This is a genomic window from Rhizobium sp. C104 (assembly GCF_022354505.1).
GTDB classification, from domain to species: domain Bacteria; phylum Pseudomonadota; class Alphaproteobacteria; order Rhizobiales; family Rhizobiaceae; genus Rhizobium; species Rhizobium redzepovicii.
This window is the reverse complement of sequence record NZ_CP092352.1, coordinates 607,848-623,856: the sequence shown is the minus strand read 5'-3', so window position 1 is coordinate 623,856 and position 16,009 is coordinate 607,848. Positions and strand designations below refer to the sequence as shown.

Genomic DNA, 16,009 nt, shown 5'->3' with positions numbered 1-16,009 from the left:
CACTAGACTGCCCTTACTAAATCCACATGGACCGGCCTGTCGCGAAACATCATATTATCCTTTCGGTCGTTCTTGATACAGCGTGTTCGTCGCGACCACGAGAGTATGGCACTCATGGAGGAAGTCAAGATCGCGTGAAAGCTGCACAGGCCTATCTGAGCGACCGCATCGGAGGCTAAACGGCAAAAACTGCTAGTCCGCGATCAGCTGACAATACTCGTCGTGCGGCCTGCCTTTTTAGCTGTTTGAGAACAGCTTCATTTGCGCCGACAGAATTTTCCTCTGACACTGGAAGGCATCGAAACAGAGATATCGAAGTGCAAATGGACATCCTTCAGCCTCTCCCTGAAACTCTGCGCCTCTCCGAGCTGATCGACAGTGGCTATTCGCAATGTTTCGGCATCCAGTTAAGCCACGACTATCAGATGGACGATTCCGATTTCTTTCTTTTCGATGAGCTAGATAGGGAAAGGTGGGGTGACACCCTATTGACCTTTGACGCGCAGACTTTGCTTTCTAAAGATGGATCACCGGTCAGAGGCTACGCAAGCGAGTGGCAAGGCGATCATCATCGTTTGATTTGCGTCGGAACTGTCGATGCGAAGAAGATAACCGTCAATCCTGATGAGCTTCTGGCGACTTCGCTGGGATTGAAACGCAAGAGGCCCAGAACCGTCTTGACGCGACGGCCTCGTGCTCACCTCTGAAAATCCGCTGCCCGGCGGTCAAAAGTGCTAGTCGTCCTTCAAGCTGACCGGCAACGCAATGGCCAGCTGCCTACCTCGCGAGCGACTGAAACTAGTGTTTTTCAAGGCCCGTTCTCTTCGATGTCTTTGTAGCAAGCGTCGAGAGGACCGATCTCTCGCTTCGAGATTTCGCTCCAAATTCCATTCGCGAAGTCGAAATACTCCATGATGCATTTGCCGCTGTCATATGAGCCCCACTGCGCCACCATCAGGCGGCTGTCGAGCTGGTATTTGAGTGTGAGATACATATTGTCTTCACCACCTCGCGGAAACGAATACGGTTGACCGGTTTTGTTGCTAGCGACGATCACCGCTGAGCAGCCCGTGCCGCAGCCGAACTGAATGACCGAAAACTCACCCGCAAAACCCGGTCCCCCAGCCATACCTTCGCGGATCCGGGTGCGGAAGTCCCTGAAGTGAGCGTTCTTCCCAGCAAAATCAGGCTTCGCGGTCTTTCCGCGATAAACGCGCTCCACCGGGAAGTCGGTGGCATCTGGTTTCTTGAAAGCCGCCGGTGAGGATTTCGACTCCTGACTAGGATTGTTTCCCGGCCAGTCGATGGCGGTATAGTTGGGCGACGTGAGTTTATCGCTGCCCCAGATCGTTTCGAGATAATCCTTTTCGCCGACGATGATCGCTTCAAGAATTGCTATGTCGCCAACGTTTTGGTTTGAGCCCTTTTCCTTGATGGATTTTACGGTCGCAGCGGAAACACTAGTCACGAACGTGGCGATAGTGCCCGAACCGTTTACCTCGTACGAATTGAAAAGCGCGAGTCCGCCGTCCGGGGTTGGAGTTGCGGGAGGACGATCCTTGAAACTCATCCCGTTGCTTCCGAGCTTGGTGCGGATCTCGCTGAGGGTGGTCTTGCCGAATTTGAACCCTTCGAAGTCCGAGAAGGCTCCGGCCGTTTCGCCTCCCCAATCCGTCTCCAGGTAGACGATCTTGCCGGAGGCTCGATGGTACGTAACAGAAAGCTCGTTGCCGCCTGAAAGCTTGTACTTCTCAATCGTGTGGGGACCCATCGCCTCGGTCGCGACCGGACGGCTACCTATGCTGTCAAGTTGCTGTCGATCGCCACCAACTGATACGCCGGACATCGACTGAGCAGAGGCTGCCGATGCCGTGGAAATCACAAGGGCGGAAAGAGCCGCTGCGAAAAGATGTTTCATCGAGTGCGGGTCCCCTGCCGGTAAAGATCAATCGGATACTGAGACGTCGATCCAGCGGCCAGCGCCCTGGCTGCCGTAAATATCCACGTCAATCCAGACATTCCCGCGAACTATCATGTTGGCGGCGTCCCTTGTCATTGTGCCGTTGCGAAGCATCTGTTCAAGCGCTTGGCGGTTGACCGGATCTGCAAAGAACGAATCCGTCTCGTCACCGCGGTCGCGTACACCGTACTGATGGAAATTTGCTCGGTCCTGCCGAATGATCTGCCACGGCTGCGTCAGTCTCACGCCGTTTGAGTTAAACAGGTCCGCCTCACCGATATAGGCTCGGTAGCTTTCGACCAGGCCGTTCCGATGTGTTGCAGTGACCCTTGCCTGAGCACGCGCAGTTCCGCTCATGGCCGCTACGCCAAATAGTATCAACAAAAGTTTTTGCATGATGCCCTCTTTCGAGGACGTTCGTACTCAGAGCTGTAAGAATTGACTAGACGAAAAAGCGCACCTGGTTAACACCGACACTGAGAGCCGCCTGGATCAAACCTTAGCGCACCCTCTTCGGGCATAGCTCCTTGAACTGGTCGATTGCAACGGGATAGCCGCTGGCCATGGTCCCATCGAGCGGCTGATTGGTATCCGGGTCGATCAACACAAAGTCATTTCCCATCGTGCCAGCGTTCGTGGCGGTATTTCGCCCGAAAAAGACGTAAGTTTGCCCTGTAATCGTTGTGAAGCGTCCGGTTTTGCAGTCGCCTGTGAACTTGTTTTGAAGATCGATAGCCAGCTCGTCTTGGATGCATTTGTCCGTCACGTTCTGAACGAAGTCACGACAAAACGCGACGGCATCCTCTCGGCGGTGTTCTACTTGGATGACCGCCCGGGACGTATCGATGCCAGAGCGCGACACCACCGAAACCTGCATCCCGGCCCGAGTGCCGTAGTAAACCCTGTCTTTCCGATCACCGTCCACCGGCTCACCCAGGATGATTGACTTGTAAGTACCTACGGCCTTTGTCATCGTCATCTTCAAGCAATCCATGTCCGCGCCACACGCCCGCCGTTCCGCCAACAAGGACCGCGACAATGGTTTGACGACCGCTGGCGCCTGTCTGCGAGCCTCCCTGAAGCCCGCTGCCATCGCGTCATCCAGGCCCGAAAGCTCATCGTTGGAGCAAATAGCATGCTCTTCAGCACTGGACGCCTTTCGGCAATCAAAACTGGCCGCGTCAGCCGGGTTCGCTCCAAATGTGGCGGCGAGGATCACGCCGATGAAAACCAACGCCACAACAAGGAAGGGGCGCTCGACTGCGCGTCTTCTCGTCGACAGGAAAGCTTTAGCCATCGCCGTCATTGATCCCGCCTCAGGTGGAATTTGCTGTCGTCAGATACGCAGCCGTGCTTTTCCAGAGTCATCGTGCACCCATCGGCACCGCCGATGATCACCGGTTGGATCTCAGAAATCTGCCAGGCATCGACCTTCGTCTTCTTGACGCCCGCAGCGCCGTCCAGGCCGATGAAACTTCGCATGCCAACTTCCTCGACCCCAATCGCCCTAACAGAGCATGCCGATCGACCACGCTCAACTGCAATTTCTCGGCTATTGCAAAGCGCAACGTTCTACCCTGACAATCGATTGACCGCATTTCGATCAATCACACATGAACGTCGCCTCCCCCTCCGCGATCGCTGGAAAGGTCGCAGGCCAATTCTTCACTCCCGAAACCGTCGCGAAATCCTTGGTAAAATGGGTCGTTCGAGTGCCCAGCGATCGCTTGCTTGACCCGTCGTGTGGTGATGGCGCAATTCTCGCCCACCACACCAGCTCTAGGGGCATCGAACAAGACCCCTACTCCACTTGGGTCGCCCGCGAGCGGCTGCCCCTGGTACCGATCGATAACGTCGATTTCTTCGCGTGGGCGGAAAGCACCTCCGAGCGCTTCGAATGCGCCGCCGGAAATCCGCCTTTCATCCGCTACCAGAATTTCAAGGGCCTTTCGAAAGCAGCAGCAACCTCGATCTGCCTGGCCAACGGCGTGACGCTGAGCGGTCTCAGTTCCGCGTGGGCACCGTTTCTCGTTGCCACGGCATCGTTGCTTCACGGGGGTGGCCGGATGGCTTTTGTCGTGCCCGCTGAAATCGGCCACGCGCCTTACGCCGTGCCGCTCTTGGACTATCTCCTCGCAAATTTCTCGAAGGTCCAGGTTGTCGCCGTTAAGAACAAGCTTTTCCGTCGGCTCTCGGAGGACTGCTGGCTCCTCTGTTGCGAGGGACGCAGCGGGAAAACCGACCACATCCACTTTTCGTACTTGGATCGATTTGAAGGTTCTTCCGTGCCCCCAGATGGAGAGGCTCATTATTGGAAAGATGTAAAAAGGAAGTGGCGGGGCCGATTGCGGCCGCTTCTGCTCTCTGCCGAGGCCAGAGGGGCGTATCTTGCGGTCGCCGACGATCCACGCGCCTATAGGTTTGGTGAGTTCGCTAAGATCGGCATTGGATACATAAGCGGTGCCAATGATTTCTTTCATCTTTCGCCATCCCAAGCCGCCGAGCATCAGATACCGGATGAGTTTCTGGTGCCGACTGTCCGGCGCGGAAAGTTTCTGACCGGCGATGTAATCGATGATGAGAAGTTTTCGGCATGGAAGGCTGCGGATGAAGCTTGTACGCTCCTCCTTATTCCGCCGACGAAAGAGCTTCCGGAAGCAATCACCAGATATCTCGACAGCGAACGGGGGCTAGAAGCGCGGCGCTCGTATAAGTGTCGTATCCGCCCTTTCTGGTACTCAGTGCCGGGCGTCATCCGGCCCGACTACTTTCTCCAGTACATGGCCGGATCGGAGGTACGGCTCGCGCGAAACGATGCCGCCGCCGCCTGCACCAACAGTATCCACGCCGTTCAAATCACGGACGGCCAAAAGGCGGCGAGCGCCCTTCCGCAATGGACGTCGGCGCTAACGAAGCTCAGCTGTGAGCTTGAAGGACATCCATTGGGCGGCGGCATGTTGAAACTGGAGCCACGCGAAGCATCAAGGCTTCTCTTCGAACCAGCTTGCAGGCCGACCGAATTATTCCGGGATGCTATTGAGGTCATGAGGCAATGGCGCCATAGCGCGACGTAGGCGGCCCCCTTTAGGCAGCTAAGGACGCTTGCTGCCTTAGCGGACGGATTTCGTCTCGGTGGAGGGCTGACTCGTTGTCGCGAAGAAGAGCTTCGCGCATTAGGATAATCAATCGCGCGAAACGCCGCGTTGCCATGAACCCTGCCCTAGCTGGTGGTGCCAGCCCCTTACTCATCTCCGTCGGGAATAAACAACTCATCCCTTACCGACATGACCGATGTCACTGCGGTGACGTGACGGTTCAGGTGCCGGTCCACCATGCGTCTGACGTCGCCTCCAATTCGGCGGGGCACAAGGATCAGTTCGGCGTCGAGAGCAGAACATAGAGCATTGAGAGTGGCGACCTCTGGATTTGCTTTCCCTGCCTCGATCTTTGATACCTTGCTCTGACTCGTCCCGGCAAGGTCGGCCAGCTTAGTTTGGCTCATCTGGATGGCCTTTCGAAAGTCCCGAAAAGTCCGCAGGTCTAATCCGAAAATCATCGCCAGCCTCCAAAGTTACGCCGTATACGGTATATTCTGAGCCAATTATACCTTTTATGGCATGTTTCCATCCAAGGTCGCCGCTGCATAATCGGCGTGCGGGCCGTACCGCCAGGCGATTTGCCACCAGAACGCAGGCGGGATAGCCACGACGTTTCGAACATCCGCGGCAACGCCGAATGCGGAACCAACCGAAATCAGAACTTGAAGCAAAACCGGTTTCCGGTCTCTGCGTTCACCGCACACATAGCGTAGCCTTCCGCAAAGTTCATCGACGCCTCTTTGCCGTTGATCCTTAGCTGCTTACCCTGTCGTTGCACGATAGTTTTGTTTCCGGTGGGCCACGTAAACTCCCATTTGCTCGCCTTCTGGCCATCGGCGCCGGTGGAATTCGCGAAGCGCACCGAGCATTTCTCCTGCTCGGTCTCGCCTGAAGCGCTGAAGATGGCACAAGTCGCGGGAGCAGCGCCATCTTCCGCGTTCACCGCTGCACCTTCAAGCTGGCCCAGGCTGAGACCTGGCTTGAGAAGCGACACTCGTGGGATCGATTGTGCTCTTTCTGCAAAGTTTTCGGGAGTGCACTGACCTTGCCCGACCGACACGTTGTACATGCCGTTATAGCCGCATCCCTGGACGTAGCCATTCTTGAGCCCGATCAAACATCGAGCTTCTGAGTAGCCCTCGTCTTCACTTGTGACAGCGAATAAACGTCCCAGTGGACCGTCGGAGACCAATTTGACGATCCCGTCACCGGCTCCATTCGTCCCGAGCTGCAGGCGCAGCCGCTGATAGTCAGTGTCCTTGCCGATTAGACCTACCTGCCAATGGAAGCCGTTCTCGCAGGCGTAGTAAGCCTGGGCCTCGGTCAATCCGGTACTTTCGCCTACTCCGAACAATTCGATCTCGAAGCGCCCGGCCTTATCCACCGTATCGATATAGTAGAGGTCGTTGCCGATATGGCTCAGCATCGCCTGGATGAGATCGGGCTTCATCATCGTTGAATTCGACCAAGGAACCTGATTGTTCGCCAGCACCATGAGTTGGGTGATGGACTCGATGGCCGCGTCGTGAGCAATGGCCAGCGCCTTGACGTTTATCATCTCGTCGGAATCAATCGCCAAGTAGGGGCGATGGAACCCAAGTTTTCCCGCAACATTGAGCTTTCGGTTGACGAAGTTCACCTCCGGCCCTTGTGCTATTCCATCATGAACATCACGGAGCATATCGAATAGCACTCGTCCCCTTTGTCGATAACGGTCCCGATGCCTGTCTTGTAAATGAAATCTGCCAACTTCACGCCCTCGACGACACTCCCGCCCGGGCTGTTGAGGCAGAGCGTATCGTGCGAGGAGCTTTCCCCATCAATACCTTTGAAATTTCCCGAAGCTAAATTCTTCAACCGGGCCAAATCTCCATCGACGATTTCACCCTCAAGGCGAAGGACGCAGATGTCTGTGGCAGATTTCATCACCTCAGCGGCACGCGCACTTTCGGTGGCAAAAAGTCCCAGCGCAACAAGGAATGCCACAACCCAAGCTGCAGTCGAACGACCGGCAAACAATATCATCATACCCTCACCCCAAAAGCCGGGCGACTGTATGTCGCCACAACTCCATCGCGCAATCACTTCCCTCTCAATCAACAGGGCTTCAGACCTCCATGCTTGGACAGGAGCAGTCTTAACTCCAAGTTCACCGCCTTTAAAAACTCCGGTGCGGCGACGGCGGGATCATCGCGAGCTATTAACGGCCACCCGGTAGGTGTCGAACTGCAGGTGGCAGAGCGAGAGTCCGTTTATGAACAGATACGAAATTGAAGAGCGCGACGGCGGTTGGACTGTCGTGGACCATATCGCCAGACCGCCCGACTCCGGCCTAACCCTCCGTACCCGGCTGGAGGCACAGGCACTCGCAGATTTTCGGAACGGTATAACCACGCCCACTGCCGAGCGCGTCCGGCCGCGCCTGCAAAAAATGCGTCTCCTATGGAGAGCGCTAGTGGGCGCTGGCCGTTGACCAACTTCATCCGCGGGACATAACCTCATCCTCGAACACTCGCCGCGCTTCGACATCCGAAGGAAAGTATGAGGCCAGCCGACCATCACGGATACGCCGTCGAACATTGTAGGTTGGATCACCGTCCACCGGCTCATCGCCAAGGATGGCAGCTGCCTCGGCAGGAAGGATTGCCTCCTCCCTTGGCAGTGGAACGCCGAGCTGAAGTGCGATCTCATCGATCGTATCGCCCTCCTCCAGAATAAGCATTTCTATCGCCGTGCTCGTCGCCAAAAATCCCTGCGACCAACTCCAGAGAATGTCGTGCTCTGTCACCGGATGGGCGTGGTTGAAATCACCGACTAAATAGTAGTCGGGACGCGGAACGACCCTTTCGAGGTTTCGCAGGACCTTGATGCTGGCATCAGTGTATTCGAAGTCTGCAGCGGCCTCGTTTTCTAGTAAACGAGCTTCGTCAAATTTCTCCTGAACAGACGCGACGCTATCGAGAGCCCTACGTAGTCTCGCGTGGGCGACCGAATACGATTGTTGCGCCTCCACCTGTCCGTACGCCCTGGCTTCGAGCGCAATTGACGCCACGCGATCCAGCGCTTCCGCAACTGCGGTTCGAATATCGGAGAACTCTTCCTCGACCTGATCGCGTTTGCTCTTAAGGAGCTGGGGTCGCACTCGCGCCTCCAGATCCTTGATGCGCTTGTGCAGCGCTTCCTCGCTCGGTGGCGCGATGCCGTGTCTCTGCGCCAACTGCAGCAGCTCAGCGGTCGTGACCTTCAAGATCAGAAGAGCAGTCGAGATGGTCAGTTCGGCGTTGCTCCAAAGACGAAGGACCTCCAATTGTCCGCCTACGGTGCTGACGTCGATGTTAAACGGGTACTGGGCCATCAGTCGTCCTCATCCGGCAGGTCGGTCCACACACCTTTGATTTCGTCCAATCCGAGCACGGTTCCCGAATCTGAATTCAAGGCTTTCAGTTCGAGGTCGGCGAAGTACGGGACCTCGATACCGTAGGCTGTCATCCTCTCGAATGCTTCCTCTCCTGTGATGCCCAACCTTCGGCTAGCGCTGCGAAGGCTCAGAGCCCCCAAGGACCAGCCTTCTAAGGTTGTGCGCTCATACTCGGGATGGCCCTTTTCGAACCGGCCGCCATCCTCCGCTCGATAGATCTCGACTGCTTTGAGGATGCAACGGATCGCATTTTCGTCCGACATGTACCCGGCCTCAAAACCGGTCTTGTTTGGCCAATGCTCCTCGTACCACCATTTTGCGCCTTTGGTACCATTCTCGTTTCCGCCAGCTTCAAACCGCCAGTACGATCCACGCGCTCGCAAATAGAAATAGCTGCCGTCAAACTCACCTTGAGCTTGGACAGGGCAATATCCCGCGAGTTCGTCCAACCTGAAGTTCGACAGGCTTTCAAGTCTTTCTCGGGTTTCTGGACTGAGTTTTAGTCGCTGTAAATCGAATGGTGCATCCGCGTCCTCCGGCTCAAAAATGAAATCGAAGTCAATCGCTCGGACGACCTCGAACAGGCTAGGAAGCTTGGCCCGTTCCATCGGTCGCCACTGGTCACCCTCACGAACAAACCCTTCGTTGTCGGCAGCCCGCTCGATTGCCTGGCGCTGCTCATGGGAGGCATCGATAAATTTGACGGTGAAGGTGGGAGTGCCGTTGTTCCACTCCGTCCGCCAATGAAGAGTGGGCTTAGCCATCATCATTCCCCTCCTCCACCTTAGTATCGACAACGAAGCCCAGCCGAAAACCACTGGTGCCGAACTCCCCTACATAACCCCTGGGATTGCACAGGACACGGGTATCGCCTTCGACATAGTCGGCGAAGCGGTGGATGTGACCATGTACCCAGAAATGTGGCCGCCTGGCGTGGATGACATTGGACAGGTCCGACGCAAAGGCTGCGTTCGAAATGTGACCGGTGAAGCGTGGATCCAGCGACTGGTGCGAGATCGCGTGGTGTGTGAGCACCACTGTTGTACCTTTGAACGGCTTGGCGATTTCGTTTTCGATGTAGGCTCGGCTCTCTTCATGACGAGAAATCATCTCGTCCGCAGTGATGAGACCACTTTCGTCTCCCACTCGCGCGTCGGATCGATAGATCAGCCGAAAATCGAGCAAGTATCGCATACACTCCCGAACGGCCAAGTCGCGCCTGGCCCGCACCGGTAAATGCCCAGAATCGTGCGCCGCGATCGCGAAGTCTGTCCACAATGTCGCGCCAACGATACGCAGGTCGCCGCGATGGAACGTGTCGTTCTCCAGGATGTGGACATTGGTTCCAACCGTCCATCTTCGGGAGTATTCCAACGCGCGATCGATCGACGAACCATAATAGTCATGGTTCCCAAGGACAGCGACCACCGGCATGTGCGGCGCGATCTCTGCATGCAGGAAATCGATGGCACGTTCAATGTCGCCTGCGATATCGCCAGCGCAGATGCAGATGTCGGCCCGAGGAACGCTCAGCTGCCTGCGGTGAAGCAGATCGAGTGGTGACGAATGGATGTCGCTAATTACCCAGGCCTTCATCGCCGCACCTCCTTCTCGGCAGGTGCTCGCGTACTACCGCGTGTTTCCAAACCCTCTCCCGAAGGCGGGTTACTCAAAGAGATTGTTCCGCTACTCTCCACCTCATTTCGCAATTCATCTAAGCGTTTGGGCAGAACGGCCCCAATCTCCTCCAACTCTCTGGTCAGAGCAATTAATAGTGGACGATGCGCGGCTACGATCGCTTCGGCACGAGCCATTTCTTGACGCAGGATCCCTTCAACTCGGTCCATCAACCACGGTGCGCTCTGCGCTCCGAAGTCTTCCCAGCCCGCGCTTTTGCCAAAATGATGCAATCGAGCGCCCATCCCAGCCTTAGTTTCCATCTGCAAGGCGAGATCCGTGGCAATGGCCAGATCGCTCGTTGGCCCGATACCGCACCCGTCGCTATGACTTCCAAGGATCAGCCGCTCAGCAGCGATTCCCGCAAGTCGAAGGCAGATTTCATCGCGGTATCGTTGCTCATTGCGAATATGTACGGTCGGGAATTCGAAGCTCGCGCCACCTGCCGATTGGATTTCGATCCTTGGATTAATCTGACGGACCACCGAAACGCCGACGAATTGCCCGAGCCCTAACGCATTCCCTACAACGGTATGGCCCGCCTCGTGAACAGCAACAGCATGTCGATATTCACCCTCAATCCTGATGACGGGCGGGAGTTGCGAAATGAGATCGGCTACGGTGACGTCTCGGTCTTCGCGCCTCGCCCGCTTCTTTGCATCCCGGACCATTCGCGCAAGGTCGGCTCCCGACATCCCTTCAGTCTGCGGACCGAGTAAGCCAAGGTCTGGAAAGTCCGGGTCTTCGAGCATTTGTGCGAGAATAACGATGCGATCTGCCGAACTGGGCATTCCGATCTTGACGTGCCGATCCAGCCTGCCTGATCGGCGGATGGCGGTGTCAATCTTCTCTGGAAAGTTGGTGGCGCCAATGACGACGAGTCCGTCCCGGTTGGCCGATCCATCCAAGGCTTCCAGCAGAGCATTCACCACTTGGATGGAATATGATGCATACTCCCCGGTGAAGGTGTTTCTGTCCCCAATAGAATCGAGTTCGTCGAGCAAGAGGATGCTAGGTGCCTTGTCGATGGCGCACGCGAATTCAGCCCGCATCGCCTTGAGAAGGTCGCCTAGATGACCCGTCGCCTGCCATTGTACGACCGATGTCGCGACGAAATTGACACCGCAAGTCTCGGCAAGTGCCCGAGCGAAGATCGTCTTCCCCACGCCGGGCGGCCCACTCAGAAGAAGTCCTCGGTCCACATCTGACCATTTCAGCTTGCCTGCCTGCCACGACTTGAGATCCTTGGCTAGTTGAAGCCCCCACTCCTTGGCAGCACCATATCCATGGAGGTTCTCAAGGCGCGGCGGGCTCTCCTCGATGGGCTTGCCTTCCGGCTCGATCGATGAGACCGAACTCAGACGCCGGATTGTATCGGCCGCCGAGCTATTTCGCCTGAGTGCAGCAAGCATAAGGTCTCGCGGGAATGCCAGCAGGCGCCTGGCCTGCTTGGCGGTGATGTTGAGCTTCAATACCTTTGCGCACGCCTCTCGTAGATCGTTCTCGTTGATGGGCTCCAGATCGATGAACGTATCGGCGGTGACAGAAATGACCGGCGGTAGGTTGCGGGTCTCCGAGATGACGATGGCTCGCTCGCGCGTTGAGCACTTATCGTAGAATTCCGATTTCATCCGTTCTGGCTTGTCCGTCGCGCTGATGCACGCATAGCCAACGTGGTCCCAGTTGTCTCGCTCGATCCCTTGATACAAATAGGCGACTGCGCACGCCTTATAATCAGCGGCTGGCTTTCCTCTGGGCGTGACCAGTACCACAATGCCTGGGCCGCCCAGATGGAAAGCTCTGAATCCTGCGAGTGCCCGCTCGAAGGTTCGATAAAGTGTGTAATGATTGATGGACGAATTGATCTTCTCATTGGTGGTGCCAATAGGCATAGCTCATCCTCCACTGCTCGCGGCAGCGTCAAAAGTTTCCAGAAGGTTTTCGGGGATTAGTCGCGCTTACGGCGCACTATGGTCTCTGGCCCAATGAGCCGTTCATCGAGATCCATGGTGACGAACCGCTGCAGAACCATGGATGCCAACCCGGCGACGGGCTTTGTTTCGCGGAACACGACAAGCGCTTCTGCAACGGTCAGGCTTGAGTATTCGTCCAGTGCGGCAAGCAGCCTGATGCGGTCCGACAGAGCCGCTTCATGCCGCGCGTAGCGCAGTAGGTCTTTTGCATTCTTCAATCGGATGCGTGGAAGGGCTGAAGCCGGGACCGCCTCGTATGGGAAGCCAGCATCGATGGATTTTGCCTTTGCCCAAGCCGGTGCTCCATCATCTCGGACGCCATCAATGGCAAACCGCAGATCAGTTCTTTCGACCATAAAATCCGGTTTGTAGACCTGACCATCTTTGGATAGCGAAAGGGACCGGCATGACCACGACAGGACATCGTCGTCGACGTCCAGCAGGCACGCGATGTCTCGTGCCAACTGATCTCTGAACAGCACTGGCCCTACGCAACGAACCGTGCTGAGCGGATAGAAAATTTGGACAGAATTATTCTGCGCGAAATCGCGCGACGAAGAGACGCTCATCATGAACCCTCGAAAACACACAAAGCAACAGCCTCCGCAATTGCGAAGCAGTTCAGCGTGCTATTCGTATCTGGGTTCGAGCAATAATCTTCATATCGAACAAATACGGAACAAAAATCTGGCTGTCAATTAGAAAATGCGGTCACTGTGTTAATGGCCGGACTTCATTTAGCCGTTGAAAAAGCGGTTACACTCCGACTTCATCAACCTCGGTGAAGTCGGAGTGTGTGACCGTGTGAAAGACTCGAAGTCGTCAAGTCACTTGGCTGTCGCTGCCTCTTCGATGATCTTCGCAACCTTCTCTGGATGGGAAACCATGACAACGTGCGAAGCGCCCTTAACTACGATGGTGTCCTTGGACTTCGCGCGTTCCGCCATCCAAGCAATTGCTTTCGGCGGGATGTTTTTGTCGGCGTCACCGTAGATGAACCAGGACGGGATGTTCTTCCACGCGGCATTCACGGACTTCTCCCCAAGGGCAGCCGACGTGACGGGGCGCTGGGTTGCCGCCATCAATTTCGCAGAAGCTTCTGGAATGTCGGCAGCAAACTGGCTATGGAATTTGTCCTGCTGGATATACAGGTCCTCGCCTCCATCATTTAACGCTACCGGTGCCGCAAGCGTGCCACCAAGTGTGCTCCCAGGAAACTTGCCTGAGAGGTCGATTGCGGATTCGCCGGTGTCTGGCGCGAAGGCAGAGACGAAGACCAGCGACTTTACTTTGGACGGGTCCGCGGCCTCGGAGATGACCGATCCGCCGTACGAGTGACCGACCAGAACCACCGGCATCTTAAAGCTGGCGACGAGATGGCGCACATAGTCGCCATCGGATTTAACACCTCGGAGAGGATTCGCGACCGCTGTGACGGTATATCCATCAGCTTCCAGTTTTTTGATCACCCCGTTCCAGCTTGATGCCTCCGCGAACGCGCCGTGGACGAGGACGATTGCTGGCTTTTCGGCGGCATTCGCCGAACCGGTCATAGCGAGTGCCGCGGCGCTGAGCAGCACGGCAGTTAACAACTTGATCATGGTAAACTCCTTTGCTTTAGGGAACTTGGTTTGGTGAGGCAGACCTTGCTTTTGCAGGTTTACCCGTTTGTGGAACGAAGGGTCTCAAAAAGGAACCACACCCTCATCTCGCCTTGGTCGATCCAGTTTTCGAGAAGGCTGGCGGTCGCGACATCGCGATATTCGTCGCAGAGTTCATGCAGGGCCCGCATCCTAGCGATGAGAACGCCGTTGTCATCCCGTAGCTCGGCGAGCATCTCATGCGGGTGAACAAATTCTGCGTCGTTGTCGGTGATACGCTGCTGTCGCGCTATATCGCCGATGGAACGCAGTGTCGTACCGCCGAGCTTTCGAACTCGTTCGGCCAAAGGGTCCGTAATGGCGAAGAGTTCTTCGCCATGGGTATCAAGGAGCAGGTGATAGCTCCGAAAATTCGGTCCCGACATGTGCCAGTGAAAATTCTTGGTCTTAATATAAAGCGCGAAGACGTCAGCTAGCAGCGTTGTGGCAGCAGCAGAAATGTCCTTCACCGCTTCCTCGCCCAACCCAGTCGGCGTTTTAAGCGCAGCGGCGCGATGCAAGTTATCGATCTGGTCCATTGAAAACTCCTTCTGCGTTTCTCGAGTTCATTCCATTCTGCCCGATGCCATTGGATCGCTTGCTGGGAATGACTCCAGCAGCGCCTCATCGACGAGTTCATCAGCAGTGGTGCGCTTTGCCTGGGGCCACTCAGGTGGCATATCGGCCATCTCGGGCATGACTTCGATGCCATCGCGGACCTCGGCTCGACTGTCGAAATTTTTGCTGTCCATTTCGAGATCTCCTTTTGCCTCTGGTGATCTTTGCGAAATGCGATGAAAATATCTTGGACATTTCAGCTCCTCCGCCGTCTGCAAGGGCGCCTTATCACTCTCGAAGATTCATGGCTGACGGCCTATCTGCGGATGTCGAGGTGACCTTGCCCCCAAGTTTTATCCAATTTTGAGTTCGCTCCAGCGGTTTTTGGTTGCGGTATTCGAGGCGGTAGCGGCGGGTTGCGGTGCGGAGCCGTTCCGGCTGCGCAGCACCGCATCACGTCGCGGGTTGATTGTCTGAGCGAACTCGGCAGGTGTCAGCCAGCCAAGGCCTGAATGCGGGCGTTGATCGTTGTAATCGCTACGCCAGTTTGAAAGCGCAGACCGGGCGCAGCCGCCCGTTGAAGCTTTCGATAAAAGCGTTCTGGATAGGCTTGCCAGGCGCAATGTAATGCCAGTCAACCTTGGTCCGGTCCGCCTATTGCAGGATCGCGTTGCTGGTGAACTCGCTGCCGTTGTCGCTGACGATCATCCTCGGCTTGCCGCGCTCCTCGATAGTCCGGTCAAGCTCCCGTGCGACGCGAAGACCGGAAAGCGATGTATCGGCGACGAGCGTCAGGCACTCCCTCGTGCAATCATCCACGACGGTCAGAATCCGCAACCTGCGCCCATCGGTGAACTGATCCGACACGAAGTCTAGCGACCAACGATCATTGGCCACCATCGGCACCAGCATCGGCGCTCGCGTGCCTATCGCTCGCTTGCGACCGCCGCGCTTGCGCACCGTCAGTTTCTCCTCCCGATAGAGCCGGAAGAGCCTCTTGTGGTTCACGAGGTGACCCTCCCGCCGGAGCAGCACATGAATGCGTCGATATCCAAAGCGGCGGCGTTCATGCGCCAACACCTTCATTCGCTCGCGAAGCTCATGATCATCTTCGCGCCTGGTCTCGTAACGGACCGTCATTCGGTAAAAACCAATGGCTTTACACGCCCGCCGTTCACTCATCTCATGATGGCTCAACAGATGCGCGACAGCTTTCCGCTTGGCCGCGGGCGTCACCACTTCTTTCCCAAAAGGTCTTTCAAAGCGGCATTGTCGAGCATGGCATCTGCCAGAAGCCGCTTCAGCTTCGTGTTCTCGTCCTCCAGCGTCTTCAGCCGCTTGGCTTCGGATACCTCCATGCCGCCGAATTTGGCCTTCCATTTTTAGATGCTAGCATCGCTGACGCCATGCTTGCGGCAAAGCTCCGAGACCGGCGTGCCAGCCTCGTGCTCCTTCAGAATGCCGATGATCTGTTCGTCTGTGAAACGGTTGCGCTTCATTCTCTGGTCCTCTCAATGGGCCAGAGCTTACTTCAAAATGGATTATTTCAATGGGGCAAGGTCAGAGGCACCGAGCGACCAGATTGCGGTCTCGACCCGCCAGCTAACCATCCTTTTCTGGGCCCCTTACCCGACCAAAAAGAAGCGGCGCCCCAGAAGGCGCCGCGTGGATAGGTGCGTTAGGAG

The 16,009-nt window shown here is 56.3% G+C and carries 17 protein-coding genes and 1 pseudogene; 2 read left to right on the top strand and 16 right to left on the bottom strand.

Annotated features, from left to right (window positions below; translation table 11 throughout):
* Nucleotides 1–323 precede the first annotated feature (323 nt).
* Complete coding sequence (locus MF410_RS31090) at nucleotides 324–707, top strand: hypothetical protein (protein WP_130696037.1); 384 nt, start codon at nucleotides 324–326, stop codon at nucleotides 705–707.
* Between the two features lie 101 nt (nucleotides 708–808).
* Here the strand turns inward: MF410_RS31090 and MF410_RS31085 are convergent, their stop codons facing one another.
* The 4 genes from MF410_RS31085 to MF410_RS31070 all read right to left on the bottom strand — a co-directional run bounded on the left by MF410_RS31085 (nucleotide 809) and on the right by MF410_RS31070 (nucleotide 3,442).
* On the bottom strand, nucleotides 809–1,918 hold the full coding sequence (locus MF410_RS31085; protein ID WP_130696038.1) for a hypothetical protein: 1,110 nt from the start codon (nucleotides 1,916–1,918) through the stop codon (nucleotides 809–811).
* 27 nt (nucleotides 1,919–1,945) lie between these two features.
* On the bottom strand, nucleotides 1,946–2,356 hold the full coding sequence (locus tag MF410_RS31080; protein ID WP_130696039.1) for a hypothetical protein: 411 nt from the start codon (nucleotides 2,354–2,356) through the stop codon (nucleotides 1,946–1,948).
* A gap of 103 nt (nucleotides 2,357–2,459) precedes the next feature.
* On the bottom strand, nucleotides 2,460–3,266 hold the full coding sequence (locus tag MF410_RS31075) for a hypothetical protein (protein ID WP_130696040.1): 807 nt from the start codon (nucleotides 3,264–3,266) through the stop codon (nucleotides 2,460–2,462).
* Entirely contained in the window at nucleotides 3,263–3,442 is a 180-nt protein-coding gene (locus MF410_RS31070) for a hypothetical protein (RefSeq protein WP_130696041.1), read from the bottom strand. Before MF410_RS31070 ends, MF410_RS31075 begins: the two co-directional genes overlap by 4 nt.
* Nucleotides 3,443–3,573: 131 nt before the next feature.
* On the opposite strand from MF410_RS31070, the gene MF410_RS31065 reads away from it, so the two are divergent.
* The gene (locus MF410_RS31065; protein ID WP_130696042.1) at nucleotides 3,574–5,034 is read left to right on the top strand and encodes an N-6 DNA methylase; all 1,461 of its coding nucleotides are present in this window, start codon (nucleotides 3,574–3,576) and stop codon (nucleotides 5,032–5,034) included.
* Nucleotides 5,035–5,201: 167 nt separating this feature from the next.
* On the opposite strand, the gene MF410_RS31060 is transcribed toward MF410_RS31065, so the two are convergent.
* From MF410_RS31060 to MF410_RS31005, 12 genes and pseudogenes are all read right to left on the bottom strand, one after another.
* Complete coding sequence (locus tag MF410_RS31060) at nucleotides 5,202–5,516, bottom strand: helix-turn-helix transcriptional regulator (protein ID WP_130696043.1); 315 nt, start codon at nucleotides 5,514–5,516, stop codon at nucleotides 5,202–5,204.
* Nucleotides 5,517–5,713: 197 nt separating this feature from the next.
* On the bottom strand, nucleotides 5,714–6,697 hold the full coding sequence (locus MF410_RS31055; RefSeq protein ID WP_239620826.1) for a hypothetical protein: 984 nt from the start codon (nucleotides 6,695–6,697) through the stop codon (nucleotides 5,714–5,716).
* Between the two features lie 14 nt (nucleotides 6,698–6,711).
* Complete coding sequence (locus tag MF410_RS31050) at nucleotides 6,712–7,086, bottom strand: hypothetical protein (RefSeq protein WP_130712200.1); 375 nt, start codon at nucleotides 7,084–7,086, stop codon at nucleotides 6,712–6,714.
* A 451-nt stretch (nucleotides 7,087–7,537) separates the two neighbouring features.
* Complete coding sequence (locus tag MF410_RS31045; protein WP_239620825.1) at nucleotides 7,538–8,413, bottom strand: hypothetical protein; 876 nt, start codon at nucleotides 8,411–8,413, stop codon at nucleotides 7,538–7,540.
* The gene (locus MF410_RS31040; RefSeq protein ID WP_130712198.1) at nucleotides 8,413–9,246 is read right to left on the bottom strand and encodes a hypothetical protein; all 834 of its coding nucleotides are present in this window, start codon (nucleotides 9,244–9,246) and stop codon (nucleotides 8,413–8,415) included. The genes MF410_RS31045 and MF410_RS31040 overlap by 1 nt, the downstream gene beginning before the upstream one ends.
* A complete protein-coding gene (locus MF410_RS31035) occupies nucleotides 9,233–10,072 on the bottom strand; it encodes a metallophosphoesterase (RefSeq protein WP_130696049.1) in 840 nt (279 codons plus the stop codon). The genes MF410_RS31040 and MF410_RS31035 overlap by 14 nt, the downstream gene beginning before the upstream one ends.
* Nucleotides 10,069–12,045, bottom strand: coding sequence for an AAA family ATPase (locus tag MF410_RS31030; protein WP_130696050.1), 1,977 nt, complete (start codon nucleotides 12,043–12,045; stop codon nucleotides 10,069–10,071). The genes MF410_RS31035 and MF410_RS31030 overlap by 4 nt, the downstream gene beginning before the upstream one ends.
* A 56-nt stretch (nucleotides 12,046–12,101) precedes the next feature.
* Nucleotides 12,102–12,698, bottom strand: a complete 597-nt coding sequence (locus MF410_RS31025; protein ID WP_130696051.1) for a hypothetical protein — start codon at nucleotides 12,696–12,698, stop codon at nucleotides 12,102–12,104.
* A 255-nt stretch (nucleotides 12,699–12,953) separates the two neighbouring features.
* Nucleotides 12,954–13,727 (bottom strand): alpha/beta hydrolase, encoded by a 774-nt coding sequence (locus tag MF410_RS31020; RefSeq protein WP_130696052.1) that lies wholly within the window; start codon nucleotides 13,725–13,727, stop codon nucleotides 12,954–12,956.
* Nucleotides 13,728–13,786: 59 nt separating this feature from the next.
* Nucleotides 13,787–14,305, bottom strand: a complete 519-nt coding sequence (locus MF410_RS31015) for a DNA starvation/stationary phase protection protein (protein WP_130696053.1) — start codon at nucleotides 14,303–14,305, stop codon at nucleotides 13,787–13,789.
* 27 nt (nucleotides 14,306–14,332) lie between these two features.
* Nucleotides 14,333–14,518 carry a hypothetical protein gene (locus MF410_RS31010; RefSeq protein WP_130696054.1) on the bottom strand — a complete coding sequence of 62 codons (186 nt, stop codon included), beginning with the start codon at nucleotides 14,516–14,518 and terminating at the stop codon, nucleotides 14,333–14,335.
* A 159-nt stretch (nucleotides 14,519–14,677) separates the two neighbouring features.
* Nucleotides 14,678–15,823: pseudogene (locus MF410_RS31005) on the bottom strand (IS3 family transposase).
* Nucleotides 15,824–16,009 lie beyond the last annotated feature (186 nt).